The sequence below is a fragment of the Amycolatopsis sp. FBCC-B4732 genome, assembly GCF_023008405.1.
Lineage (GTDB): Bacteria > Actinomycetota > Actinomycetes > Mycobacteriales > Pseudonocardiaceae > Amycolatopsis > Amycolatopsis pretoriensis_A.
On sequence record NZ_CP095376.1, the window covers coordinates 3835835 to 3859671 of the forward strand.

At 70.2% G+C, this 23837-nt stretch carries 25 protein-coding genes, 3 pseudogenes and 1 riboswitch; of the genes and pseudogenes, 13 read left to right on the top strand and 15 right to left on the bottom strand.

What is annotated here, in order from left to right; all coding sequences use genetic code 11:
- Nucleotides 1-133: 133 nt before the first annotated feature.
- Together MUY14_RS16415 and ribA are read right to left on the bottom strand one after the other, a co-directional pair.
- Nucleotides 134-1357: an HNH endonuclease signature motif containing protein gene (locus MUY14_RS16415; protein WP_247023881.1), complete on the bottom strand. Its 1224-nt coding sequence runs from the start codon at nt 1355-1357 to the stop codon at nt 134-136.
- 165 nt (nt 1358-1522) lie between these two features.
- Nucleotides 1523-2134, bottom strand: coding sequence for a GTP cyclohydrolase II (gene ribA / locus MUY14_RS16420; RefSeq protein ID WP_247025150.1), 612 nt, complete (start codon nt 2132-2134; stop codon nt 1523-1525).
- Nucleotides 2135-2238: 104 nt separating this feature from the next.
- Here ribA and MUY14_RS16425 point away from each other — a divergent pair, with 104 nt between their 5' ends.
- Entirely contained in the window at nt 2239-2871 is a 633-nt protein-coding gene (locus tag MUY14_RS16425) for a LysE family translocator (protein WP_247023882.1), read from the top strand.
- Nucleotides 2872-2873: 2 nt separating this feature from the next.
- Here the strand turns inward: MUY14_RS16425 and MUY14_RS16430 are convergent, their stop codons facing one another.
- A complete protein-coding gene (locus MUY14_RS16430; protein ID WP_247023883.1) occupies nt 2874-3935 on the bottom strand; it encodes a cobalamin-independent methionine synthase II family protein in 1062 nt (353 codons plus the stop codon).
- Nucleotides 3936-4183: 248 nt separating this feature from the next.
- On the opposite strand from MUY14_RS16430, the gene MUY14_RS16435 reads away from it, so the two are divergent.
- The 3 genes and pseudogenes from MUY14_RS16435 to MUY14_RS16445 all read left to right on the top strand — a co-directional run.
- Nucleotides 4184-4447: a DUF3040 domain-containing protein gene (locus tag MUY14_RS16435; protein ID WP_247023884.1), complete on the top strand. Its 264-nt coding sequence runs from the start codon at nt 4184-4186 to the stop codon at nt 4445-4447.
- A 15-nt stretch (nt 4448-4462) separates the two neighbouring features.
- A complete protein-coding gene (locus MUY14_RS16440) occupies nt 4463-5500 on the top strand; it encodes a DNA polymerase IV (protein ID WP_247023885.1) in 1038 nt (345 codons plus the stop codon).
- A 60-nt stretch (nt 5501-5560) separates the two neighbouring features.
- Nucleotides 5561-5954: pseudogene (locus MUY14_RS16445) on the top strand (helix-turn-helix domain-containing protein); the annotation flags it as partial.
- A 60-nt stretch (nt 5955-6014) separates the two neighbouring features.
- Here MUY14_RS16445 and MUY14_RS16450 read toward each other — a convergent pair.
- Complete coding sequence (locus tag MUY14_RS16450) at nt 6015-6662, bottom strand: TetR/AcrR family transcriptional regulator (RefSeq protein ID WP_247023886.1); 648 nt, start codon at nt 6660-6662, stop codon at nt 6015-6017.
- An 88-nt stretch (nt 6663-6750) separates the two neighbouring features.
- Between MUY14_RS16450 and MUY14_RS16455 the strand changes: the two genes are divergently transcribed.
- The 5 genes from MUY14_RS16455 (at nt 6751) to MUY14_RS16475 (ending at nt 10774) form a co-directional block, all read left to right on the top strand.
- Nucleotides 6751-7641, top strand: a complete 891-nt coding sequence (locus MUY14_RS16455; RefSeq protein ID WP_247023887.1) for a diiron oxygenase — start codon at nt 6751-6753, stop codon at nt 7639-7641.
- Between the two features lie 57 nt (nt 7642-7698).
- Nucleotides 7699-8352, top strand: coding sequence for a hypothetical protein (locus tag MUY14_RS16460; RefSeq protein ID WP_247023888.1), 654 nt, complete (start codon nt 7699-7701; stop codon nt 8350-8352).
- Nucleotides 8349-8834 carry a GNAT family N-acetyltransferase gene (locus tag MUY14_RS16465; RefSeq protein WP_247023889.1) on the top strand — a complete coding sequence of 162 codons (486 nt, stop codon included), beginning with the start codon at nt 8349-8351 and terminating at the stop codon, nt 8832-8834. The genes MUY14_RS16460 and MUY14_RS16465 overlap by 4 nt, the downstream gene beginning before the upstream one ends.
- A 32-nt stretch (nt 8835-8866) precedes the next feature.
- Nucleotides 8867-8943, top strand: a riboswitch (S-adenosyl-L-homocysteine riboswitch).
- A gap of 94 nt (nt 8944-9037) precedes the next feature.
- Nucleotides 9038-10498, top strand: coding sequence for an adenosylhomocysteinase (gene ahcY, locus MUY14_RS16470; protein ID WP_247023890.1), 1461 nt, complete (start codon nt 9038-9040; stop codon nt 10496-10498).
- Nucleotides 10499-10618: 120 nt separating this feature from the next.
- On the top strand, nt 10619-10774 hold the full coding sequence (locus MUY14_RS16475; protein WP_086678182.1) for a hypothetical protein: 156 nt from the start codon (nt 10619-10621) through the stop codon (nt 10772-10774).
- 27 nt (nt 10775-10801) lie between these two features.
- Here MUY14_RS16475 and MUY14_RS16480 read toward each other — a convergent pair.
- The 9 genes and pseudogenes from MUY14_RS16480 to MUY14_RS16520 all read right to left on the bottom strand — a co-directional run.
- Nucleotides 10802-11234 (bottom strand): annotated as a pseudogene (locus tag MUY14_RS16480) (cation transporter); the annotation flags it as partial.
- An 18-nt stretch (nt 11235-11252) separates the two neighbouring features.
- Nucleotides 11253-11508: pseudogene (locus MUY14_RS16485) on the bottom strand (ArsR/SmtB family transcription factor).
- Between the two features lie 221 nt (nt 11509-11729).
- A complete protein-coding gene (locus MUY14_RS16490) occupies nt 11730-11936 on the bottom strand; it encodes a hypothetical protein (RefSeq protein WP_247023891.1) in 207 nt (68 codons plus the stop codon).
- Nucleotides 11937-12011: 75 nt separating this feature from the next.
- Nucleotides 12012-12911, bottom strand: a complete 900-nt coding sequence (locus MUY14_RS16495) for a Ku protein (RefSeq protein ID WP_247025151.1) — start codon at nt 12909-12911, stop codon at nt 12012-12014.
- A 74-nt stretch (nt 12912-12985) separates the two neighbouring features.
- Complete coding sequence (locus tag MUY14_RS16500; RefSeq protein WP_247023892.1) at nt 12986-14212, bottom strand: styrene monooxygenase/indole monooxygenase family protein; 1227 nt, start codon at nt 14210-14212, stop codon at nt 12986-12988.
- 19 nt (nt 14213-14231) lie between these two features.
- Entirely contained in the window at nt 14232-14852 is a 621-nt protein-coding gene (locus MUY14_RS16505) for an ATP/GTP-binding protein (protein WP_247023893.1), read from the bottom strand.
- A complete protein-coding gene (locus tag MUY14_RS16510) occupies nt 14827-15222 on the bottom strand; it encodes a DUF742 domain-containing protein (protein WP_396126812.1) in 396 nt (131 codons plus the stop codon). Before MUY14_RS16510 ends, MUY14_RS16505 begins: the two co-directional genes overlap by 26 nt.
- Nucleotides 15222-15659 (bottom strand): roadblock/LC7 domain-containing protein, encoded by a 438-nt coding sequence (locus MUY14_RS16515; RefSeq protein ID WP_247023894.1) that lies wholly within the window; start codon nt 15657-15659, stop codon nt 15222-15224. The genes MUY14_RS16510 and MUY14_RS16515 overlap by 1 nt, the downstream gene beginning before the upstream one ends.
- A complete protein-coding gene (locus MUY14_RS16520; RefSeq protein WP_247023895.1) occupies nt 15656-16891 on the bottom strand; it encodes a sensor histidine kinase KdpD in 1236 nt (411 codons plus the stop codon). Before MUY14_RS16520 ends, MUY14_RS16515 begins: the two co-directional genes overlap by 4 nt.
- A 350-nt stretch (nt 16892-17241) precedes the next feature.
- On the opposite strand from MUY14_RS16520, the gene MUY14_RS16525 reads away from it, so the two are divergent.
- The 4 genes from MUY14_RS16525 (at nt 17242) to MUY14_RS16540 (ending at nt 22861) form a co-directional block, all read left to right on the top strand.
- Nucleotides 17242-17907: a TetR/AcrR family transcriptional regulator gene (locus MUY14_RS16525; protein WP_247023896.1), complete on the top strand. Its 666-nt coding sequence runs from the start codon at nt 17242-17244 to the stop codon at nt 17905-17907.
- On the top strand, nt 17901-19634 hold the full coding sequence (locus MUY14_RS16530; protein ID WP_247023897.1) for an ABC transporter ATP-binding protein: 1734 nt from the start codon (nt 17901-17903) through the stop codon (nt 19632-19634). Before MUY14_RS16525 ends, MUY14_RS16530 begins: the two co-directional genes overlap by 7 nt.
- Nucleotides 19631-21640, top strand: a complete 2010-nt coding sequence (locus MUY14_RS16535) for an ABC transporter ATP-binding protein (RefSeq protein ID WP_281506303.1) — start codon at nt 19631-19633, stop codon at nt 21638-21640. Before MUY14_RS16530 ends, MUY14_RS16535 begins: the two co-directional genes overlap by 4 nt.
- Before the next feature lie 153 nt (nt 21641-21793).
- Nucleotides 21794-22861 (top strand): DNA polymerase ligase N-terminal domain-containing protein, encoded by a 1068-nt coding sequence (locus MUY14_RS16540; RefSeq protein ID WP_247023898.1) that lies wholly within the window; start codon nt 21794-21796, stop codon nt 22859-22861.
- Here MUY14_RS16540 and MUY14_RS16545 read toward each other — a convergent pair.
- On the bottom strand, nt 22851-23231 hold the full coding sequence (locus MUY14_RS16545) for an SPW repeat protein (protein WP_247023899.1): 381 nt from the start codon (nt 23229-23231) through the stop codon (nt 22851-22853). The two genes, MUY14_RS16540 and MUY14_RS16545, sit on opposite strands and share 11 nt — an antisense overlap.
- A 90-nt stretch (nt 23232-23321) precedes the next feature.
- Nucleotides 23322-23831 carry a hypothetical protein gene (locus MUY14_RS16550; RefSeq protein ID WP_247023900.1) on the bottom strand — a complete coding sequence of 170 codons (510 nt, stop codon included), beginning with the start codon at nt 23829-23831 and terminating at the stop codon, nt 23322-23324.
- Between the last annotated feature and the right edge of the window lie 6 nt (nt 23832-23837).

Below are 23837 nucleotides of genomic sequence, written 5' to 3' on the forward strand. Positions count from 1 at the left end.
AGACGACGAGCAGACGCTGTGGCACGGTGTCGGTGGATGGATCCGCTGGAGCATCGGCGAATGGGCTTGCCGGCGCGAAGCGGGGCAGCGCATGGGTGTAGGCCCGGAGCCTGGTGGCTACGGGCCGATCCCATCAAGCCGCGAAGGGCAGTGGCTGATGCAGGTTGTTGCGCCGGGGTTTTCGGTGCTTGTCCAGGAACACCGGGGGTAGGAACTCGGGGTGGCCGTCGGGGGCGAGGCGGACCTGCCAACCCGAGCGGTGCATCAGCCGGTGGTGATGCGCGCACAACAAAACCAGGTTCGCGAGATCCGTGGGGCCGCCGTCGGCCCAGTGACGGATGTGGTGACCTTGACAGTGCCGCGGTGGGCGATGGCAGCCCGGGAACGCGCAACCTCGGTCACGCAGGAACAGGGCTCGGCGGAGGCCGGGTGAGATCAGGCGACGGGCTCTACCCAAGTCCAGAGGTTCGCTGCTGGCGCCGAGGACGGTGGGGATCAGCTTGCAGTCGCAGGCGTGGATGCGGGCCTCGACTGCCGAGATCAAGCCGGTGTCGCCCAATGTCGCGTGGCCGAGCCCGGATCTCAGGTCGTCCAGGGACACCGCGACCATCACGTGGGCGCGTTCACCGGCCTGCGCGGGCAGCTCTGGGGAGTTCAAGGCCAGGTCGATGGCGTCGGAGAAGGCGTCGCCGTAGCGTTCCTGCGGGGAACGGAAGTCTCCGCCGTCGTCGGCGGTGCGGCGTTCGGCCAGGGCGTCGAGCAGGGCGCTCGCGCGGGTGCCGGTCTCGTCGTCGAACCGGCCTGTGAGTTCCCAGGTTCCGGTTCTTTTGCGGCGCAGCGACAGTTCGCGGGCCGGGGCGGCGGGTTCGGTGTCCTCGGGCTCGGCGCCGTCGGGGTCGAGGTGGGCCAGGATCCGGGCGCCGAGGGCGGCGACTTGTTTGTGGCCTGCGTCGGCGGCGAAGGCGAGCAGGTCCTGTTCGGCGGAGTCGCGGTGCTCGACGGGGATCCGAGACACAGCCTCGATGATGGTATCGATCATCGGGGTACTCAAGGCACCCGTCAGAGCGGCAGCGCCGGTGGCGGGGGCGACAGCGGCCGGGGAGTCAAGGGTGTGCGCAGAGGTGAGAGCCTGGGCTCGGGCCACGGTGCGCTGGGCGGCCGCGTGGGGAATTTCCGCGAGGTGCTCCAGCAACCGGGCAACCGAGCGATAGCCGAACAGTTCCATAACCCCGCGGGATTCGATTTCCACCAGCAGAGTACCGATTTCCGCCTCGGCAGACCGCACCACGGTGAGCAGCCCACGGAGACGGTCGGCCAAAGCCTCCGCGTCCGCTTGCCACACCGCTTCTCTGTCCACACAACAAGATTACCCGGCCATCGACCACATGTTCATCACTCGATCAGGTGGCGATGATCGTTGCGTGGGGAATCGGCACTGCCGACCACCACAAAAACGCAACCACCACGAGCGCCGATTTCCCACGCCCCGGCGAAGCCGTATCAGTAAAGCCGAAAAAGGCTTTTAACTGGCAATCCCAGGCAAGCGCAGAGTGTGCCCAGTCTGCTCAGCCTTCGCCCGCAGGTACCGAACGTTGTTGTCAGTGGCGAAAACCCCAGTAGGCACCTGATCCCGCACCCCAATCCCAGCAGCCCGCAACTGAGCAGCCTTGTCAGGGTTGTTGGAGAGCAGATCGACCTCCCCGGCCCCCAGCGCCTTGAGCATCTGCGCGGCAACGGCGTAGTCCCGAGCATCCTCAGGCAACCCGAGCGCGGCATTGGCGGCATAGGTGTCAAGACCGTCATCCTGCAGCGCATAGGCGTCGAGCTTGTTGTAGAGCCCGATCCCCCGCCCCTCCTGCCGCAGGTAGAGCAGGTAACCACCCGCAGCGGAAATCCGTTCGACAGCCTCAGCCAACTGCGGCCCGCAGTCACACCGAGCGGACCCGAACACGTCCCCGGTCAGACACTCGGAGTGCGGCCGGACGAGCGGAACCTCCCCCGGCGTACCGAGCACGAAGGCCAAGTGCTCCCCGCCGTCCGAGAGCCCCCGGAAGGTGACGGCTTCGGCGTCGACCTCGACGCCGCCGTGCAGGCGCAGCGGGATCCGCACCCGGGTCCGCACCTCGGCCGTCACGTCGTCGCCCCTGGATTCGCCCACAAGATCGACCCTACACGAAGTTCAAATTCGAACACCGGCATGCGGGAAAACCGGTGGCGGGGCGGTCGTAAGCTCGGGCCATGATCCCCGGCGCCACCGCGGCTTCCTTCCTCCTCGTCGTCATCCTGGGCGCGATGTCCCCCGGTCCGGACTTCATCGTGGTCACCCGGTCGTCCCTCACCGGGGGACGGCGGGCCGGGATCGCCGCCGGGTTCGGGATCGCGCTCGGGGTCTTCGCCTGGGTCGTGGCGATCGCGCTCGGGGTCGCCGCCGTGCTCACCGCCTCCGCGGTCGCCTTCACCGTCGTGAAGCTGGTCGGGGCCGGTTACCTCGTCTTCCTCGGGGTCAAAGCCTGGCTGGCCGTCCGGCGCGGGGAGTACCGGGACCTCGGGGCGGACGCGGACGAAGAGCCGCTCAAGGCGGCCGCCGCCTTCCGGCAGGGGTTGTTCACCAACCTGCTCAACCCCAAGGTCGCCGTCTACTTCCTCGCCCTGCTCCCCCAGTTCCTCCCCGCCGACGGCTCGACCCTGCAGACCCTCGAACTCGCCGCCATCGCGACCGCCGGCACCGTCTTGTGGTTCGTCACGCTCGCCGTGGTCGTCGGGGCGCTCAAGAAGGTCTTCCGCAACGGCCGGGTCCGGCGCGGGCTCGACGCCGTCCTCGGCAGCCTGCTCGTCGGGCTCGGCCTCAAGGTCGCCGCCACGACGGCGTGAGCTCAGCCGAGCTTCTCGGCCGCCAGGCGGGTGCCTTCGACCCGGGCCTTGATCTTCGCGAACGCGAGGTCGCGCGAAGTCGACGTGTCGTCCGCGAACGGCGAGAACCCGCAGTCGTCGCACGTCCCCAGCCGGTCGACCGGTACGTACCGGGCCGCCCGCAGCACCCGGTCGCGGACCTCCTCCGGGGTCTCCACGCGCGGGTCGATCGGGTCGATGACGCCGACGAACACCCGCTGGTCCGCCTTCAGGTTCTCGGCGATGATCCCGAGCGCGCGGTCCGGGTCGGGCTCGCTGGCCAGCTGGACGAAGAAGCGCCCGGCCTTGAGGTCGAACAGCGCCGGCAGCAGGCCCGCGTAGTCGACGTCGAGGCTGTGCACCGAGTCCAGGTCACCGCCCGGGCAGGTGTGGACGCCGATCTTCGCGCGCTCCTCCGCCGTGAAGCGGTCGAGGACCGCGTTGTTCAGGTCGACGAACTGGCGCAGCAGGCCACCGGACGGGTCCAGCTTCAGCGAAAGCCGGCCCTCGGTGAAGTCGATCTGGACGCTGTCCGCGCCCGCGTCGAGGCTGCGCCGGATGTCCGCCTCGGCCTCGTTCACCAGGTCGGCGACGAACTGCTCCTGCGAGTACCCCTCGATGCCGTCGGCCGGGTAGATCAGCGAAAGCGCGGAGGCGGCGATCACCGCCTGCTTGACCGGCTTGGCCGTGACCGCCTTCGCGCGCGTCAGGTACTCGTCCGCGTGGGTCGCGTAGCGGAACGGGCCCGCGGTCAGCCGCGGCAGCCGGCGGGTGTGGCCGTCGGCGAACGGGATGACGACGCCGTCCGGGGCCAGCGCCGTGAGTCCGGCCAGCGGGTACGTCGCGAAGCTCGGCTTCCCCTGCTCGCCGTCGGTCAGCACCGGGGACCCGGTCTCCTCGAACCGGCTGATCGTGTCGGCCAGCGCCCGGCTCTCCAGCTCGGCGAGCGCGGCGGCGTCGATCCGCCCGGCGGCGAACTCCCCGAGGCCTTCGACGAGGTACGCCGGGCGGGGGATGCTGCCGATCGGTTCGGTGGGCAGGGTCATCGAGGTCCTCCAGCTGCTTGAAGGTGCAGGCGCGCGAAGAGGACACAACGGCCCCCATCCGTCACCCGGGCCGTCACCGGCCATGTTCGAAAGGCAACTTAACGTGCTCGCGGGCGGTCACGGAGCGCGGATCACCCGGTCGGAGCAGCAAAAAGCACGAAATCAGAAGACGTTCGGCGGTTCGTTCGGAGGACGATTGGGTATTCGCTCTGGCGACACGGCGGGTTCGGCGCCGAAGGAGTACCCCGATGCTCAGTCACCACGATCGCACCGAGCTCGAGAAGATCGAGCGCAGTCTCGAGCTCAGCGACCCCGATCTGGCCACCGCGCTGCGCGACGGCAAGCGGCCGAAGTCGCGCGCGCTCCGGAGCACCCTCCTGATCTTCCTCGACGTCGTCGCCGTGACGCTGCTGGTCGTGGGACTGGTCCTGCCCGACCCCGGGGTGACGCTGTGCGGGATCATCGCGCTCACCGGCACCGTCTGGACCCACGTGGCGCGGCACCGGGTCTGAGGCGAGACTGGGCCCGTGAAGTGGGTCCTGCACGTCGACCTCGACCAGTTCATCGCCGCGGTCGAGGTCGCCCGCCACCCGGAGCTCGCGGGCAAGCCCGTCGTCGTCGGGGGCAACGGCGACCCCACCGAACGCGCCGTCGTCGCGACCGCTTCGTACGAAGCCCGCGAGTTCGGCATCCAGTCCGGCATGCCGCTGCGGCTCGCGGCGAAGCGCTGCCCGGACGCCGTCTTCCTGCCCAGTGACCCGGACGCCTACCTCGAGGTGTCGGCGCGGGTGATGGCGGTGCTGCGGGAGTTCCCGGTCGTCGTGCAGGTGCTGGGCTGGGACGAGGCGTTCCTCGGCGCGGAAGCCGACGACCCCGAGGCGCTCGCGGCCGAGCTGAAGGCCGCCGTGGCCCGCGAGACCGGCCTGTCGTGCGCGGTCGGGATCGGCGACAACAAGCTGCGGGCCAAGCTCGCCACCGGTTTCGGCAAACCGGGCGGGATCTACCGGCTGACGCAGGAGAACTGGTGGGCCGTGATGGCCGGGCGCCCGACCGACGCGCTGTGGGGCATCGGCGGCAAGACGGCGAAGAAGCTGGCCGAGCTGGGCATCGAGACCGTCCTCGACCTGGCGGGCGCGGACGCGGCGGCGCTGGCCGCGCGGTTCGGCCCGAAGACCGGGCCGTGGCTGCGGCTGCTCGGCGGCGGCATCAGCGACGCGGACGTCAGCGCGACCCCGTACGTCGCGCGCTCCCGCAGCCGCGAGACGACGTTCCAGCGCGACCTCACCGACCCGGCCCAGATGGCGGCGGAGGTCTCGGCGCTGGCGAAGCGGGTCACCCAGGACGTCCTGGAGGAGGGCCGCCCGGCGGCGCGGATCGCGGTCAAGGTGCGGTTCGTGCCGTTCCTGACCCACACGCACAGCATCACGTTGCCGGAGCCGACCTCGGACGCGGCGGAGATCGACCGGGCGGCGCGCGAGGTGCTGGGGATGTTCGAGCTGACCCGCGCGGTACGGCTGCTGGGGGTGCGGGCCGAGTTCGTCCGGGAGGACGAGGACCAGTTGTGAAGGCCTTCGGAGGCGAAGTGGAGCTGTTGAGGAACCGCTTCACCCACCGGAGGCCTTCGTGTCGTCGAGCAGGGCTGGACCTGCACAGCGGCGGCGAAGATGTTCATGGTCACCAACGAAACCGCCCGCAAATGGGCCGACCGCTACCGCACCGAAGGCGTGACCGGGATGACCGACCGCGGCAACCGCCTGTCCCGCATCGACGTCACCAAGTTCGGCACCATCCCCGACGAGAAAGCCGACACCGCCGTCGGTGTCCTCCACCGCGCGCTCACCTGATTCGCCGACCACACCGTCACCGTCGAACGCGTGTCATCGGACAACAGCGCCTGGTCCCCGGCCTGGCGCGAGGCCTGCACCGAGCTGGGCACCACCCCGAAACGAACCCGGCCCCACCAGCCACAGACCAACAGCAAGATCGAGCGCTTCCACCAGACCCTGGCGAGGGCTGGGCCCACGCCCGCTTCCCGCAAGCCACCCATCACCCGGCTGACCAACCTCCCGGACAGAAAACCTAGAACTCCTCCGGCAGCGGCAACGGCCGGTCCGGGTCCACTTCCACCCCGCCGGCCCTCAGCGTGTGGTCCAGCATCGCCCAGATCGTGCCCGTGAGCTGGTCCGTCAGCTGCGCCAAGCTCAACGTGCCCGGGTGGTCGAGCCACCGTGTCGTCGCCGACTCGACGTAGCCGACCAGGCCGAACGCGATCGTGTCCGCCGGGGCCGGGTCGAGGCCGAACGCCGTCAGGTAGCCCGAGAACAGGCCGCTGAGGTGGCGGGCGATCGTGCCGCGGACGTCCGTCGTGCCCGGGCCGGTGCGCAGCAGGTAGCGGTGCAGGTGGACGTGTTCGGTGAGCCAGCGCAGGTGGGTCGAGATGACCGCCGAGATCATCTCGTTCGGCGAGCCCGACGGGTGCCACAGCGGGGCGAGCTCGGCCGTCACCAGCTCGGCCGCGCGCTCGGCGATGGCGCGCTGGAGGTCGGCCGCGTCGGCGAAGTGGCGGTAGAGCCGGGTGCGGGCCACGCCGGCGCGCTCGGCGATCTGCTCCGTCGAGACCTCCGGGCCGTGCTCGGCGATGGCCGCCAGCGCCGCGTCGACGAACTCCGCGCGCCGCCGTTCCTGCTGGCCCGCCCAGCGCGCCGCCCGTCCGTCGACCTTGGTCACCCGGGAAGCCTACTCAAGTCCCGCGCGCCGGTGTACGCTCGCCGAAGTAACTAGTACATCGCGTACCCCCTACTTTCCGGAGGCCGCCATGGGCGTCGAGGCCCAGGACCGGGACGTCACCGCGGCTCGTCTGCTCAAGAGCTCCGCGAAGAACTCCTACGACCCCTACGTCGACATCGACTGGGCCGCGCCGCTCGCCGAGGGCAAGGCCTACATGCCGCTCGAGCGCGTCTCCCTCTACGGCACCGAGCTGTGGGCGAGGCTGACGCCGGAGCAGCGGATCGAGCTGTCCAAGCACGAGATCGCCAGCATCATGAGCGTCGGCCTGTGGTTCGAGATCGTCCTCATGCAGCTGCTCGCCCGGTACGTCTTCGACCTGGACGCGCGCAGCGAGCACGCGCAGTACGCGATGACCGAGATCGGCGACGAGACCCGGCACTCGGTGATGTTCGCCCGCACCGCCGAGCGGCTCGGCGTCCCGCGCTACGGCGTCCCGAAGGTGGTGCACCGCGCCGCCAAGGTGTTCGGCGCGACGGCGGCCGGCCCGTCGATGTTCGCCAGCGTGCTCGTCGCCGAAGAGACCACCGACCGGCTGCAGCGCTCGATGATGGACGACGACGGCATCCAGCCGCTGATCCGCTCGGTCAACCGCATCCACGTCGTCGAGGAGGCGCGGCACGTCCGCTTCGCCAAGGAAGAGGTGCTGCGGGAGACGCCGAAGCTGTCGAAGGCGAGCCTGCGGCGGCACCGGGTGCGGACCGCGCTCGTCGCGTTCGGCGTCATCGACAGCATGGTCGACCCGCGGATCTACCGCAGCGTCGGGATCGACCCGCGCGAGGGCCGGGCCGCGGCGCTCGCGAACCCGCACTTCCACGAAACGCGCCGCTGGATGGCCGAGAAGATCGTGCCGTTCCTGCGCGACGCGGGGCTGATCGGCGGCCGGTCGGAGGGCATCTGGCGGCGCGCCCATCTCGTTTGAGGCACTGACGGCGGAATTCCCTTCGCACCGATTGCCCGGTTCCGCCACGATGCCCGGGTGACCGCTGAGATCCCCGCCGCCCCGGCGCCGCCGCGGCGCTCGCCGTTCGCCCACCCCGTGTTCGCCGGCCTGATCGGGGTCATCGTCGGCGCGGTGCTGGTCGGCGTGCCGTGGCTGGCGCTGACCCTGCTCGGCGGGCCGAGCGGGCGCGCGCTGAGCGTGCCCTCGAGCCTCGGCGGGCTCGGCCGCACCCAGGACACGCTCGCGAAGTTCGACGTGGAGAAGAGCAAGGTCCAGGTCGCCCGCGTCGACAAAGCCGACCGGGAAACGGCCGCCCGGACGTCGGCGGCCTACGGCGGCGCGGGCGCGGTGGTGCAGCAGTACCAGGACGACCGGCTGGAACGCAGCTTCCAGCTGATCGCGGTGCGCGCGGGGTCACCGGAGCTGGTGGCGCCGTACGAGGACGCCGAGGAACTCGGCCTGGCCGCCCCGAGCACCGAACTGGTGCGCGTCGGCGCCGTGCAGTGCCTGGTCCACAACGACGCCGCGGCCGCGGGCTCGACGCCGGACCCCGACCGGTCGTTCGTCACCCACTGCCAGCGCAGCGGCCCGGACCTGACCGTCACGCTGCGCAGCATCTCGGCCGAGGGCAACCGCGACCCCCGCGAGCTGGCCGGGATCGTCGAAGAAGCCTGGAAGGAACTTTCGTGACGACCACCGTCCGGCCGGCCCGAGCCGGCGACGAAGCCGCGCTCGCCAAGATCGACGAGCGCACGTGGGACTCCACGGTGTCCCCCGCTCCCCCGCCGCCGCCCGGCACGCCGTTCTTCGACGAGGGCGCGCGGCCGGAGAACTTCCTCGTCGCCGAGCACGACGACGTCGTCGCCGGGTACGTCCGGCTCGCCGAGGGGTTCGGCATCCCGGCCCACGCGCACGTGCTGGTGGTCGGCGGGCTCGCCGTCGACCCGGACCGCCAGGGCCTCGGCATCGCGGGACGGCTGGTGGACGCGGCCGCGGCGGAGGCGCGCCGGCGCGGGGCCCGCAAGCTGACGCTGCGCGTGCTGGGTCACAACGCCGCCGCCCGCCGGGTCTACGAGCGGTCGGGGTTCGTCGTGGAAGGCGTGCTGCGCGGGGAATTCCGCATCGACGGCACCGATGTCGACGACGTTCTCATGGCCCTTTCGCTCGCTTGACAGCTTCCCGGCGGCTTTGCCATCCTGGGTCCCGGGCCGAGAGGCGCTGCGACGGAACTCTTTCCGCCACGCTCGGCCCGCGACACGCATCCAAGGGCGCCTCCCGCGAGGGAGGTGCCTTTTTTGGTGTCACAGCCGTCCGCCGTCACCCCGGTGAGTCCTCCCGCGCGCTCCGCAACCAGCCTCAGGAAAGAGCTCGAGGAATGAGTGACAAACTCGCACGCCGCAACGGTCTCGACTTCGCCGTCGCCGACCTCTCCCTCGCCGAAGCCGGCCGCACGCAGCTGCGGCTGGCCGAGCACGAGATGCCCGGCTTGACGGCGATCCGCCGCGAGTACGCCGCCAGCCAGCCGCTCAAGGGCGCGCGCGTCGCCGGGTCGCTGCACATGACGGTGCAGACCGCCGTGCTGATCGAGACACTGGTCGCGCTCGGCGCCGAGGTGCGCTGGGTGTCCTGCAACATCTTCTCCACCCAGGACGAGGCCGCCGCGGCCGTCGTCGTCGGTCCCGAGGGCACGGTCGACGCGCCGTCGGGCACCCCGGTGTTCGCGTGGAAGGGCGAGACGCTCGAAGAGTACTGGTGGTGCACCGACCAGCTCTTCGCCTTCGCCGGCGGGAAGGCCCCGAACATGATCCTCGACGACGGCGGCGACGCCACCCTGCTCGTGCACAAGGGCGTCGAGTTCGAAGCCGCGGGCGCCGTCCCGCAACCGTCCGAAGAGGACCCGGAGGAGTACCGGATCGTCCTGGAAACCCTCCGCACGAGCCTGGCCGCCGACGGCGACCGCTTCACCCGGATGGCCAAGGAGATCCGCGGCGTCACCGAGGAGACGACCAACGGCGTCAAGCGGCTCTACAAGCTCGCCAAGGACGGCGAGCTGCTCTTCCCCGCGATGAACGTCAACGACTCCGTGACCAAGTCCAAGTTCGACAACAAGTACGGCATCCGGCACTCCCTTGTGGACGGTCTGAACCGGGCCACCGACGTGATGATCGGCGGCAAGCGCGTCGTCGTCTGCGGCTACGGCGACGTCGGCAAGGGCGCGGTCGAGGCGCTGCGCGGCCAGGGCGCCCGGGTCTCGGTCACCGAGATCGACCCGATCTGCGCGCTCCAGGCGTCGATGGACGGGCTCGACGTCGTCGAGCTCGACGACGTGGTCGCCACCGGGGACATCTTCATCACCACCACCGGCAACTTCGGCATCATCTCCGCGGACCAGATGAGCCGGATGAAGCACAACGCGATCGTCGCCAACGTCGGGCACTTCGACAACGAGATCGACATGGCCGGGCTGGCGAAGCTGCCGGGCATCGTCAAGAACGAGATCAAGCCGCAGGTGCACGAGTGGACCTTCGCGGACGGCCACGCGATCATCGTGCTCTCCGAAGGCCGCCTGATGAACCTCGGCAACGCGACCGGCCACCCGTCGTTCGTGATGTCGAACTCGTTCACCAACCAGGCGATCGCGCAGATCGAGCTGTTCGCCAAGCCCGGCGAGTACACCACCGACGTCCACCGGCTGCCGAAGCACCTCGACGAGAAGGTGGCCCGCCTGCACCTCGACGCACTCGGTGTGAAACTCACCAAGCTCACGAAGGAGCAGGCGGAATACATCGGGGTCGACGTCGAAGGTCCGTACAAGCTCGATCACTACCGGTACTGATCCGAGATTGCTCCGTTTGACGCAGTTTGCCGAAGCGCGAAAGTGGCCATCCTCCCCGTGACAGCGCATCCGCCCGGCCGGCATGCCGGACGGAACCCATGCGAAGGAGTGTGTGTCAAAGTGATCGTTCTCGGTGTAATTCTCCTGATCATCGGGTTCATCGTGGGTATCCCGGTGCTTTACACCATCGGCATCATCCTCGCGGTGGCCGGCGTGGCACTGGCCATCCTGGGCGGCACCGGCCGCCGGATCGGTGGACGTGCGCACTGGTACTGATGAATGAACGGCCCGCGGCCTGGCGCGTCAGCAGCAATGCTGACCGCGCCAGGCCGTTCGGCCTTCTCGCACCACCACGGCGATCGCGAGCGCGACCGCCGGATCGGCCCACCACCAGCCGAACAGGGCGTTGAGCGGTAACCCCGCCAGCAGCACCGCGGAAAGGTAAGCGCAGAGCAAAGTCTGCCGCGAATCCGCGACCGCGCCGGCCGACCCCAGCTCCCGCCCGGCGCTGCGCCGCGGCCAGGATGGGCATCACGGCGAGCGAAACCGCCGCGAGCACGATTCCCGTGCGTGAGGTTTCCGGCGCGGCACCGCCGAAGAATGTGCCTGCGGCCTCGACCGTGACGTAACCCGCGAGCGCGAAAAACGACAGGGCGATCATTTTCAGTGCCCGCCGTTCGCGCTTTTCCGGGTCCTCACCGGAAAACTGCCAGGAGACCGCGGCCACGGAGGCGACTTAGATCAAGGAATCGAGTCATGCCGGCTCGCCTTCGTCCCGCGGTTCGACCGCCGGCACGACGTGGACGAGCTCCCGCAGCGCGCGGGCCAGGCGCGCGTCCGCGATCTCGTACCGCACCTGACGCCCCTCGTAGCCGGCCACGACGAGCCCGCAGCCGCGCAGGCACGACAGGTGGTTCGAGACGTTCGGCCGCCAGCCGGCCCGGGTAGGCAGGACCGTCGAGCGCCCTCAGGATCCGGCAGCGGGTCGGGTCGGACAGCGCGCGCCCGATCCGGGCGAGTGCCGCTTCCCACGTCGCAAAATAAGGGGTCCTCCGGCTCCGAGGGGGAGGGAGAGCCGAAGGACCTCGTTAGTGTTAGCACATCGCCAAGCCCGTGTACACAGCTGCATACACGATCGTGTTACCGCTTTGACTGTCCTAACGCCACGAAGGCCTCCCCGGCCGGCGCGTGGCACCCGGCGGGAAGGCCTTCGCGGATCCTGGCGGGAGGCTCAGGAAGCTCGGCGCAGCAACGATTTCTCCGGTGCGGCGGTGCAGGCGCAGCCGCCGGGGGCCGGGCAGTCGACGATCAGCGCGTGCCGCACCCGATCGGGGTCCGCGCACGCGGTGTCGGTGCACTCGGCGAACCCGCGTTCCGGGTGCACCACCAGCGTGCCGTGGCAGTGGTCGATCCGGGCCTCACACGAAGCACACTCCATGAGTCCTTGGTACCACCGGGAAGCGGGCGGGCCCGGGACCGGGACGGCGTGTCGGCGCGACCACCCGTCCGGGGCTCACGCGGACTTCGGCGCCCGCTTCCGCGCGGCCGGCTTCTTCTTCGCCGCCGGCTTCGCGTCCTCATCGGACCCGTCCTCCTCGGACGCCTCCGAAGTGGACGCGTCCGAAGCGGACTCGCGCGACTTCTTCGCCGCGTCGACGCTGGCCTGCAGTGCCGCCATCAGGTCGACGACGTCCGCCTTCGCGGTGACCGCGGCGGGCTTGGTCGTCTCCTCCCCCGCGACCTTGGCCTCGATCATCTCCTCGAGGGCCTCGCGGTAGTGGTCGTGGTACTTCTCCGGCTCGAACACCGGCTCGGCCAGCGAGTCGATCAGCGAGCCGGCCATGGACAGCTCCTGCGGGCGGATCTGCGGCGGGTCGTCGCGCAGGAACGGGAAGTCGGGTTCGCGGACCTCGTCCGGCCACAGCATCGTCGTCATCACCAGCACGTCGGCGTGCACCCGCAGCACCGCCATGCTCTCCCGCTGCCGGACCGCGACCTTCGCGACGGCCACCTGGCTCGACTTGTGCAGCGCGTCCCGCAGCACGACGTACGGCTTCACCGCGTTCTTCTGCGGCTCCAGGTAGTAGGTCCGGTCGTACTGGATCGGGTCGATCGACTCCAGCGGCACGAACTCCAGGACGTCGATCGTGCGCTGCGAGGACAGCGGCAGCTCGGCCATCTCGGCGTCGGTGATCACGACCATCTCGCCGTCGGGCAGCTCGTAGCCCTTGGCGATCTCCGGGTACGGGACCTCGGCGCCGTCGATCGTGCAGAACCGCTTGTACTGGATGCGGCCGCCGTCGGCCTCGTGCACCTGGCGGAGCGAGACGTTCTTGTTCTCGGTGGCCGCGTACAGCTGGATCGGGATGCTGACCAGCCCGAACGACACCGAGCCCTTCCACATCGCCCGCATGCCACGCACCTCCGAGATCGTCTTCACGCTCGGTAGTTACCGTAGCCCGAATCGTCCCCCGGCGACAGTCCGATCTAGACCTCTGCCAGGTACTTCTCCCACTTGGCGGGGTCGAGGAACCAGTGCTGGAAGTCGGTCGGGTCGGTGAACCCGTTGGCGAACCTGCGGGCCACGGCCGGGTTCTGCCCCGCGACGCCGAGGATCTGGAGCACGTGCGGAGGCGGCGGCAGGAGCAGCGCGTTGGTCCATTCGGTGACGTGCCGGGCGTACTCCCAGTAGCGCTCGAACGTGGCGTCCATCCACTCCGCGTCGAACGGCCGGTCGCCGTGCTCGAGGATCGCGGTCAGGTAGGTCGCCGCGCAGTGGCTCGCGTTGTTCGAGCCCTGCCCGGTGATCGGGTCGTTCGCCACGACGACGTCGGCCATGCCCAGCACCCGCGCCCCGCCCGGCAGGATGCCGACCGGGTTGCGCACGACGGGCGTGTACCCGCCGGCCAGCGCCGCCTTGCCGTCGGTGAGCTCGGCGTCGCGGCAGCGCTCGTACTCCCACGGCACGAACTGCCGCATCAGGTCGAGCAGCCGCGTGAAGTGCTCGGCCGGTGCCGGGTGGTCGCCGAAGCAGTCCAACGGCCCGCCCGGGACGCCCTCGAAGAAGAGGATGTCGCAGTTCCCGCTCAGCGTGTACGCCGGGATCATGAACAGCTCGCCGACGCCGGGCACGATGGTGAACCGCACGGCCTGCTTGTCCGGGTGCTCCGGCCGCGGCCGCACGCCGTGGGCGTAGACCAGCGAGAGCGCGCGCATCGGCTTCGTGTACGGCGACCGCTCGGGCACGCGGTCGAACAGCTGGACCAGCTCGCCCTTGCCGGCCGAGACGATCACCAGGTCGTAGAGCCGGGACAGCGCGTCCAGTTCGGACGTCATCACGCCGTGGATGACGAGCTTGCCGCCGCGGTCCTCGAACAGCTCCAGCCAGCCCGCCATCTTCACGCGCTGGTCGACCGACTGCGCGTAGTGGTCGAGCTCGGCGAACCAGTCGAGCGCGCGGCCGCCGTCCGGCGCCGCCACCGACACGCCGAGGCCCTCGACCCGGACGGTCTCGTCCTCCCACTGGTTCAGCCCGAGGTCCCGCTCGTGCTGCAGCGCGTCGTTGAACATGCACTGCGTCGACATCACCCGCCCGGCCCGGATCTCCTCCGGCGTCCGCGCGGACATCACCGTGACGTCGTAGTCCTTCGCCAGCAGCCCGAGGGCCAGCTGCAGCCCGGACTGGCCGGCGCCCACGATCAGGACTCTGCGCATGAAGCTCTTCTCTCCTCGTTCAGGCCTGCGGGACGCTGCCGGCCAGCTCGCGCGGGCCGGACAGCACGGCGAGGGACAGCGTGTGGCCGACCAGCTCGGTCAGGGTGGCGATGGTCGAAGCCCGGTCGCGGGCGTCGCAGGTGACCAGCGGGACGCTCGGGTCGAGGGCGAGCGCGTCCCGCACCTCGTCGAGGTCGTGCACCGGCATGCCCTCGAACTGGTTGACCGCGACCACGAACGGCAGCTCCGAGTCGTTCTCGAAGTAGTTGATCGCCGCGAACGACTCGTCGATCCGGCTGGTGTCGACGAGCACGACCGCGCCGAGCGCGCCGCGGCTCAGGTCGTCCCAGAGGAACCAGAACCGCGCCTGCCCCGGCGTGCCGAACAGGTACAGCAGCAGGTCCGGGCGCAGCGTGATCCGCCCGAAGTCCATCGCCACGGTCGTGGTCGACTTGCCGCCGGGCGGGATGTCGTCGACGCCTTCGCCGGCCTCGGTCATCCACGCCTCGTTGCTCATCGGCGGCACTTCCGACACCGCGCCGACGAACGTGGTCTTGCCGACACCGAAGCCCCCGGCGACGACGATCTTCGCGGAGATCGTCAGCAGATCGCCCTCAGGCGGGGAGCCGCTTGAGCCCATCAAGGATCCTCTCGAGCACGTTGGTGTCGTGGTGGTAGGCGTGCGCGGTGGGGTGGACGAACACCGCGCCCTGGGAGGCGAGGTCGCCGATCAGCACCCGCACCACGCCCAGCGGCAGGTCCAGCCCGACCGACAGCTCGGCGATCGAGGACCGCACGCGGGCGCGTTCGTAGAGCGAGCGCGACTCGGGCATCAGCGTGTCGCTCAGCGCCGGGTCGTACTGCGGGACCGAAACCAGCGTCTCCACCAGCAATTGGTGGCGGGTGCTGGTGCGGCCGCCGGTGAGCGCGTACGCCCGGATCCGGCGGCTGCGCCGCGGCAAGGCGGTGTCCTTCTCGGACACGGGGATCACCTCCTCGGGCACGCCCATCACACCCGCGGCCGGCGCGCGGTGAGCACCTGGCGCAGTTCGGCGCGCACCTCGGGGGTGAGCGCGTGGCCGGCGTTGGTGATGAACTGGGTCATCTCGTAGGCGACCACCTTCATGTCCGCGTCGCCCGTGGTCAGCACCGCGAGCCCGGCACCGGAGCCGATGCCCATGAAGAGGAAGTAGCCGTGGGTGAGCCGGATGATGATCTGCTCGCAGGCGCCCTTCCCGAACAACGCGGCGCTGTTGCCGGCCAGCGAGAGCAGGCCGCTGGCGATCGCGGCCAGCTGCTCGGCCTCCGCATCGCCGACCGAGTCCGACGCGGTGAGCGGGAAGCCGTCGACGCTCATGATCAGCGCGTGGCTGACGCCGTGCACCTTGCGGACGAAGTCGTCGAGCAGCCAGGCGAAGTTCGCCGGTGCCGGGTGGTGGGCGCTCACGAGCCGGTTCCTCCGGGCGTTTCGTCCTGCTGGTGGTTTTCGGCGCGCGCGGCCCGCTCGCCGTCGGCGAAGGCGCCGAGGTCGGCGAGCAGCTGCTCGTGCCCGTTCGCCGCCGGTTCCGCGGCCGGGGGCGGCGGTGGCGGTTCGGGCGCGGCACCGCGGATGCTGCCGGGCACGCGCCGCGGCAGGCCGTTGGCGGTGGTGCCGCCGGTGGCCCGCTCGACCGGCCGCGGCCGGGGCGTGGGCTTGCGCGGCACCGGCGCGGGCTCCTCCCGCGGGAAGGCACCCGGGCGGCGGCGCGGCAGCCCGCCGGCCGCGACCGGCTCGCCGCCGGTCTTCGCCGGTTCGATCGTGACGGTCCGGGCGCCCGACCAGGCGTTGTCGGCGAGCTCGGTGACCACGCCGGTGGGCAGCAGCACGGTCGCGACCGTGCCGTGCGGGCTGCGCCGGTCCAGGCGCACGCTGACGTCGTGCCGCGCGGCGAGGCGGGCGACGACGGCGAGGCCCATGTGCCGCGCCGAGGCGTCGTCGAGGTCGCCGCCCGCGGCCAGCCGCCGGTTGAGGCCGTCGACGCGGTCGGCGGGGATGCCGATGCCCTCGTCCTCGATCCGGACGAGCACGCTGCCCTGCTCGGTCAAGTGCGCGCTGACGTGCACCGGCGAGCTGGGCGAGGACTGGTTGGCGGCGTTGTCGAGCAGCTCGGCGAGCACCCGGCCCAGGTCTTCGGCGGCGAAGCCGACGACCCCGAGGTTCACCACGCGGCCGATGGTGATCCGGGCGTAGTGGTCGATCGAGGACATCGCGGCGCGCACGAGGTCGAGCACCGAGGTCGCGCGGGCGGCGTCGTCGGCGGTGTCCTGCCCGGCCAGCACGCGCAGGTTCTCGGCGTTGCGCCGCAACCGCGTGGCGAGGTGGTCGAGCTGGTAGAGCTCGGCGAGGCGGTGGTGGTCCTCCTCCCCCGCTTCGAGTTCTTCGAGCCGCGCGAGGAGCTGGTCGAGCAGGTTGAGGTCACGCAGCGCGACACTGGCGCAGATCTCGGCCAGCACGCCCTCGTTCCGCGTGTCCTCGGGGGTGATCACCTCGGGCCGCGACAGCTCCGCGATGGCCGGCCCGGCCGTGGGCTCGTACCCGGGGTGCTTCGGCGGCGCGGTGAGGTACTGCGCGGCAGCGACCCGCGAGCGGTCCAGCAGGACGCGTGATCGATCCAGGAGTTCCCGGGCCCGGCTCGCCATGTGGTCCCACTTCTTCCTTGCTCAGATTCGGCAACGACAGCATCGCGCCGACCCCCGGGCGGCGATGCCGGACATGCAAGCAGAAAGGTTCGTCGGATGTCCACAGCGGGTCCCCGTCCGATCGCGCGGGGTGATCGGTTTTCGGCGCCGTCGCTGCTGGTGAGCGCAGCGGACTAGGCCATTCGGTTCATTTTTGCATCTTGCACCTGGCAACAGAGCGCACACGACGCCCGATACCGCAGGCAACCGGGCCCCGTACCGCGAAATCCCAGGTCGCGCCCGATTCGTCCGAAAATTGCGGGCCACGCACTTTTTTGCGGGCCACGCAACTTTTTCGCTAAACTCCGTTCATGCCGTCGGACCCACCACCCCAGCTGACCCTGCGCGAGCGCAAGAAGCGCGAAGCACGCAAGGCGCTCGCCCAAGCCGCGCTGCGGCTGACGCTGGACCGCGGCTTGGAGAACGTGAAGGTCGAGGACATCGCCACCGAAGTCGGCGTGTCACCCCGCACATTCAACAACTACTTCTCCAGCAAGGAGCAGGCGGTCTGCTCGGTCGTCGTCGACCGGCACGAGGGGATGCGCGAGGCCCTGCTCGCGCGGCCGGACGGCGAGCCGCTCTGGGATTCGGTCAAGTACGCGGTGCTCGAGCAATATTCGCGTGAGGGCGAGCCCGATCGCGCGTATGTTGCGCGTATCCGTGAGCTGATGGGACGGCTCATGCTGCGTGGCGAGTTCCTCAACGCCCACGCGGCCGTCGAGCGCGTCCTGGCCGAAACGATCGCGAAACGGGTGGGCGGTGTGGACCACCTGTTGTGCCGGCTGATGGCGGCCTCGGTGGAAAGCGCTGTCCGCGTCGCCTTCACCAACTGGTTCACCACCGAAGGCGAACCGTTCCTGCCGATCCTGGAACGGCTGCTCGACGAGCTTTCCGCGGGGATGCCCACCCTGACCGCCGGCACCGCTGCTCCGCAACCCGAACCGACCACCACCGCACTGGGGGAATCGTTGTGCTAGTCAAGCTCCTGCGCAGTCACCTGCGCCCGTACCGGAGCACCTTGTGGGTGATCGTCCTGCTGCAGCTCGTGCAGACGATCGCCATGCTCTACCTGCCGACGCTGAACGCCGACATCGTCGACAACGGCCTCATCAAGGGCGACATGGACTACATCCTGCGCGTCGGCGCGATGATGCTCGTCATCACGCTCGCGCAGATCGCCGGCTCGATCGGGGCGGTGTACTTCGGCGCCCGCACCGCGATGGCGGTCGGCCGCGACATCCGCTCCGGCGTCTTCCACCGGGTGCAGGACTTCTCGGCCCGCGAGGTCGGCCAGTTCGGCACGCCGTCGCTGATCACCCGCACCACCAACGACGTCCAGCAGATCCAGATGCTGGTGCTGATGACGCTCACTCTCATGGTGTCGGCGCCGATCATGTGCGTCGGCGGGATCATCCTCGCGCTGAACCTCGACGTCCCGCTCTCGTCGCTGCTGCTGGTCATCGTGCCGGTGCTGGCCGTCGCGGTCGGCACGATCATCGCCAAGATGCGCCCGGCGTTCCGGCTGATGCAGGAGCGCATCGACCGGATCAACCAGATCCTGCGCGAGCAGATCATGGGCATCCGCGTGATCCGCGCGTTCGTCCGGGACAAGCACGAGCGGGAGCGCTTCGACGTCGCCAACGACCAGCTGCTCACCGTGTCGCTGCGGGTCGGCAAGCTGATGGCGCTGATGTTCCCGATCGTCATGCTGGTGATGAACGCCTCCAGCGTCGCCGTGCTGTGGTTCGGCGGGCAGCGGATCGACTCCGGCAGCATGCAGATCGGCGCGATGACCGCGTTCCTCTCCTACCTGCTGCAGATCCTGATGGCCGTCATGATGGCCACGTTCATGTTCATGATGGTGCCGCGCGCCGAGGTCAGCGCCGAGCGGATCAGCGAGGTGCTCGACACCGAGTCGAGCGTCCGCCCGCCGGTGTCGCCGATCCGGCCCGGCGCGGTGCACGGGCACCTCGAGCTCGCGAACGTCGAATTCCGCTACCCCGGCGCGGAAAAGCCGGTGCTGTGCGACATCTCGCTGATCGGGCGGCCGGGTGAGACCACCGCGGTGATCGGCTCGACGGGGACCGGCAAGACCACGCTGCTCAACCTGATCCCGCGCCTGATGGACGCCACCCGCGGCACGGTGAAGGTGGACGGCGTCGACGTCCGCGACCTCGACCCGGCGGTGCTCGCCCGCGCGGTCGGGCTGGTGCCGCAGAAGCCGTACCTGTTCGCCGGCACGGTGGCGAGCAACCTGCGCTACGGCAATCCGGACGCGACCGACGAAGAGCTGTGGCACGCGCTGGAAGTGGCGCAGGGCAAGGACTTCGTCGAAGCGATGGCGGAGGGGCTCGAGGCGCCGATCGCCCAGGGCGGCACGAACGTCTCGGGCGGTCAGCGCCAGCGGCTCGCGATCGCGCGGATGCTGGTGCACAAGCCGGAGATCTACCTGTTCGACGACTCGTTCTCCGCGCTCGACTACGCGACCGACGCGGCCCTGCGCCGCGCGCTGGTGTCGGAAACGGCCGAGGCGACGGTGGTCATCGTGGCGCAGCGGGTCAGCACGATCCGCAACGCCGACCGGATCATCGTCCTCGACGAGGGCCGCGTCGTCGGCACCGGCACCCACCACGAACTCATGGACGGCAACGAAACCTACCGGGAGATCGTGCTGTCCCAGCTCACCGAACAGGAGGCGGCGTGAGTACCACGGAATCGCCCAAAGCCGCCGTCACCGAGGCCGGGGAACGGCCGACCGCCGAGCGGCACAAGAACACCGGTGCCGCGACGGTCGGGCCCGGCCGCTGGATGGCCGGCGGCGCGCCGCCGGAGAAGGCGCTCGACTTCAAGGGTTCGCTGAAGCGGCTGCTGCGGCTGCTGCGCCCGCAGCGGGCCGCGCTCATCGGGGTGCTCGTGCTCGGCGCGGCCAGCGTCACGCTCACCGTGATCGGGCCGAAGATCCTCGGCCAGGCCACCGACGCGATCCTGGCCGGCGTGCTCGGCAAGCAGGTGCCGCCGGGCGTCACCAAGGAGCAGGTCGTCGCCGGGCTGCGCGCCCGCGGCGACGGCACGCTCGCCGACATCTACAGCCGCGTCGACCTGGTGCCCGGCGTCGGCATCGACTTCGACAAGGTCGGGCAGATCCTGCTCACCGTGCTGGCGCTGTTCGTGATCTCGTCGTTCTTCGGGCTGATCCAGGCCCGGCTGACCACGACCCTGGTGCAGCAGGCGGTGTACCGGCTGCGCGAAGAGGTCGAGGCCAAGTTCTCGCGGCTGCCGCTGAAGTACTTCGACCGCCAGCCGCGCGGCGAGGTGCTTTCCCGCGTCACCAACGACATCGACAACCTGGCGATGTCGCTGCAGCAGACGCTGTCGCAGATCGTCTCGTCGCTGCTGACGGTGGTCGGCGTGCTGATCATGATGTTCCTGATCTCGCCGCTGCTGGCGCTGATCGCGTTGCTCACGGTGCCGCTTTCGGCGGTCGTGGCGGCGAAGATCGGGAAGCGGGCGCAGCCGAACTTCATCAAGCAGTGGTCGACGACCGGGAAGCTCAACGCGCACGTCGAGGAGATGTACACCGGGCACTCGCTGGTCAAGGTGTTCGGCCGCCGCGACGAGGCCGCCGCGGTCTTCGACAAGCAGAACGAAACGCTGTACGAGGCGAGCTTCCGGGCGCAGTTCATCTCCGGCATGATCCAGCCGGCGATGATGTTCATCGGCAACCTGAGCTACGTGCTGGTGGCGGTGATCGGCGCGCTGCGCGTCGCGTCGGGCAGCTTGACGCTCGGCGAGGTGCAGGCGTTCATCCAGTACTCGCGCCAGTTCAGCCAGCCGGTGACGCAGATCGCGAGCATGGCGAACCTGCTGCAGTCCGGCGTGGCCTCGGCCGAGCGGGTGTTCGCGCTGCTCGACGCCGAGGAGCAGGCCCCGGAGCCCGCTTCGCCGGAGCGGCCCGCCGAGATCCGCGGGCGCGTCGAGTTCCAGGACGTCTCGTTCCGCTACCTGCCGGAGAAGCCGCTGATCGACGGCCTGTCGCTGACGGTCGAACCCGGCCAGACGGTCGCGATCGTCGGCCCGACCGGCGCAGGCAAGACGACGCTGGTCAACCTGCTCATGCGCTTCTACGAGCTGGACGGCGGGCGGATCACGCTCGACGGCGTCGACATCGCGAAGATGAACCGCGAGGAGCTGCGCGACCAGACCGGCATGGTGCTGCAGGACGCGTGGCTGTTCGGCGGCACGATCGCGGAGAACATCGCCTACGGCGCGGACGACCCAAGCCGGGAGGAGATCGTCGAGGCGGCTCAAGCGACGTACGTGGACCGCTTCGTCCGCACGCTGCCGGACGGCTACGACACGGTGCTCGACGACGAAGGCGGCACGGTCAGCGCGGGCGAGAAGCAGCTGATCACGGTCGCACGGGCATTCCTGGCCAAGCCGGTGATCCTGATCCTCGACGAGGCGACCAGCTCGGTCGACACCCGCACCGAGGTGCTGATCCAGCGGGCGATGAACTCGTTGCGGAGCGGCCGGACGAGTTTCGTGATCGCGCACCGGTTGTCGACGATCCGCGACGCCGACGTGATCCTGGTGATGGAGCACGGCCGGATCGTGGAGCAGGGCGACCACGAGACGCTGCTGCACAGTGGTGGCGCGTACGCGAGGTTGTACGCGGCCCAGTTCGCGGAGGCGATGGCCGAGACGGACTGAGCTCCGGCAGTCGGCGACGCCTGAGCAACGTCATGAACGGGTCTTTCACCTCGCCGGACGCGGTGAAAGACCCGTTCATGACGTCCGGGCCGCGCCACCCGCCCGGCCCGGTACCCTGGAAGCTCTTGCGGCGGAAGGGGTACCGGGGCGGCCATGGCCGACAGACTCGAGGAATACCGCGGCAAACGCGGCAAGGACCGCACCCCCGAACCCTGGCCGGACGGGCCGCCGGAGCCCGGGGGCGACGACCTCTTCGTCATCCAGGAGCACCACGCCACCCGGCTGCACTGGGACTTCCGGCTGGAGCGCGACGGCGTGCTCGTCTCCTGGGCCGTTCCGAAGGGCCTGCCGCTCTCCCCCGGCGTCTCGCGGCTCGCCGTGCACACCGAAGACCACCCCATGGAGTACCTCACCTTCGCGGGCGAGATCCCCGCCGGCGAGTACGGCGGCGGCCGGATGACCGTGTGGGACACCGGGAAGTATGAAACCCTGCACTGGAACGACCACAAGGTCGAGGTCGTCTTCCACGGCGCACGCGCGCGCGGCAAGTACCTGTTCCTCAACCGGCACGACGAGGACGACCGCGACTGGACGCTGCGGCGCCTCGACCCCGCCGAGCCCGGCCACGAAGACGCGCCCGAGTTCCTCGAGCCGATGACGGCGGTCCCCGGCGACCTGCCCGCGGACGACGACGAGTGGGCGTACGAATTCGCCTGGGGCGGCTTGCGGACGATGCTGCTGGTCAGCGGCGGCCGCGTCACCGCGCACGACGAAACCGGCGCCGACGTGACCGGGCGGTACCCCGAGCTGCACAAGCTCGGCGAGGAGTTCGGGTCGACGGAAGTGCTGCTGGACGGCGAAGTCGTCGTGGTCAAGGACGGCAAGCCGCACCCGGACGGGCTCGAAGAACGGCGCAAGGCCGACGGCGCCGCCGCCAAGCGGCTCAAGGCCCACTGCCCCGTCTTCTACTTCGCTGCCGACGTCCTGCACCTCGACGGCAAGCCGACCCTGGACCTGCCCTACACGAAACGCCGGGAACTCCTCGACGGGTTCGCCGTCGAGGACCGGCACTGGCAGGTGCCCCGCTACTTCGCCGGCGGCGGCGAGGCCGTGACCGGCGCGAGCCGGCAGCACGGCCTCCCCGGCGTCGTCGCGAAACGGGCCGACAGCCCCTACCGCCCCGGTGCCGGCTCGGGCGACTGGCTGCTGATCAAGAACTGACGCGGCGGGCCAGCGCCAGTCCCGCGACGACGACCACGGCGCCGGCCACGACGTTGCCCACCAGGGCACCGGTCGACGGCGGGGTTTCGCCGCCGTGGCGGAGCAGCCACGGCGAGACGGCGGCCCACGCGCCGAGGACCGGCACGACCCAGCCGATCAGGGCGAGCCGCCGGGTGGCCGTGCGGGCGATCGCCAGCGCGATCAGGACCAAGCCGACCAGGGTGTCGCTCAGCGCGAGCACGCCCGCGCCGCCGAAGCCGGCGATCCACGGGGCCAGCACCAGGTAGAGCCCGGCCAGCAGGACGAAACCCGCCGCCGCGCCGACCAGCGCCGTGCGCGGGCGGGGAGCCGGGGTGCTGTGCGAAGTCATCTCCTCACCTCCACCCGCTCGGGTACCCGGCCGTCGCAGCCGGTAACCGGGGCCTGCCCGCCGCCCTCGGAACGGACAGGCCCCCGGACGTCAGCAGCCGCAGGTGTAGTACGTGATGTCCCAGTGGTTTCCTTCGTCGCAGTAGAGGTTGCCGGAGCCGGCCTTCCACTGCGGGTAGCCATCGCCGCGCAGCCCGATGTAGCCGAAGCTGTTCTTGATGTAGGCGTCGATGCAGCTGTTGTGCGCGATGTCGACCTTGTAGCCGTTGTAGTGGCTGTAGGTGCCCGACGCGTGGCCGACCTCGGTGCCGCCGGTGATGTTGATCGCGCAGCCGCTCGCCCGCTTCAGCGTGATCACGCCGCTGACCGTGCTCTGGTTGATCTGCTCGTACGACGTGCAGGTCGAGTTCGACCGCGTCGTGCAGCCCCCGCTGGACGAGTGCGTCACCCCGGCCGCGGACAGCTGCGACGCGGCCGCCGACTGGCTGAGCTTGGTCACCTCGACGCTCGCGGACGCGGTGCCGATGGTCGCGAACACGACCGTCGCCGCCGAAGCGACCAGCCCCAGTGCCGCCCGCGCCAGAATCCGTTGTCCCGGCATGCCGTT

Bases quoted from the DNA above. Each gene is read 5' to 3' on its own strand.
- MUY14_RS16500 (WP_247023892.1), bottom strand. From the start codon at position 14,212: ATGCGCAGAGTCCTGATCGTGGGCGCCGGCCAGTCCGGGCTGCAGCTG.
- MUY14_RS16510 (WP_396126812.1), bottom strand. From the start codon at position 15,222: ATGGGCGTGCCCGAGGAGGTGATCCCCGTGTCCGAGAAGGACACCGCC.
- MUY14_RS16425 (WP_247023882.1), top strand. From the start codon at position 2,239: ATGATCCCCGGCGCCACCGCGGCTTCCTTCCTCCTCGTCGTCATCCTG.
- MUY14_RS16495 (WP_247025151.1), bottom strand. From the start codon at position 12,911: ATGCGGGCGATGTGGAAGGGCTCGGTGTCGTTCGGGCTGGTCAGCATC.
- MUY14_RS16540 (WP_247023898.1), top strand. From the start codon at position 21,794: ATGGCCGACAGACTCGAGGAATACCGCGGCAAACGCGGCAAGGACCGC.
- MUY14_RS16455 (WP_247023887.1), top strand. From the start codon at position 6,751: ATGGGCGTCGAGGCCCAGGACCGGGACGTCACCGCGGCTCGTCTGCTC.
- MUY14_RS16490 (WP_247023891.1), bottom strand. From the start codon at position 11,936: ATGGAGTGTGCTTCGTGTGAGGCCCGGATCGACCACTGCCACGGCACG.
- MUY14_RS16525 (WP_247023896.1), top strand. From the start codon at position 17,242: ATGCCGTCGGACCCACCACCCCAGCTGACCCTGCGCGAGCGCAAGAAG.
- MUY14_RS16505 (WP_247023893.1), bottom strand. From the start codon at position 14,852: ATGGGCTCAAGCGGCTCCCCGCCTGAGGGCGATCTGCTGACGATCTCC.
- MUY14_RS16430 (WP_247023883.1), bottom strand. From the start codon at position 3,935: ATGACCCTGCCCACCGAACCGATCGGCAGCATCCCCCGCCCGGCGTAC.
- MUY14_RS16545 (WP_247023899.1), bottom strand. From the start codon at position 23,231: ATGACTTCGCACAGCACCCCGGCTCCCCGCCCGCGCACGGCGCTGGTC.
- MUY14_RS16520 (WP_247023895.1), bottom strand. From the start codon at position 16,891: ATGGCGAGCCGGGCCCGGGAACTCCTGGATCGATCACGCGTCCTGCTG.
- ahcY (WP_247023890.1), top strand. From the start codon at position 9,038: ATGAGTGACAAACTCGCACGCCGCAACGGTCTCGACTTCGCCGTCGCC.
- MUY14_RS16550 (WP_247023900.1), bottom strand. From the start codon at position 23,831: ATGCCGGGACAACGGATTCTGGCGCGGGCGGCACTGGGGCTGGTCGCT.
- MUY14_RS16435 (WP_247023884.1), top strand. From the start codon at position 4,184: ATGCTCAGTCACCACGATCGCACCGAGCTCGAGAAGATCGAGCGCAGT.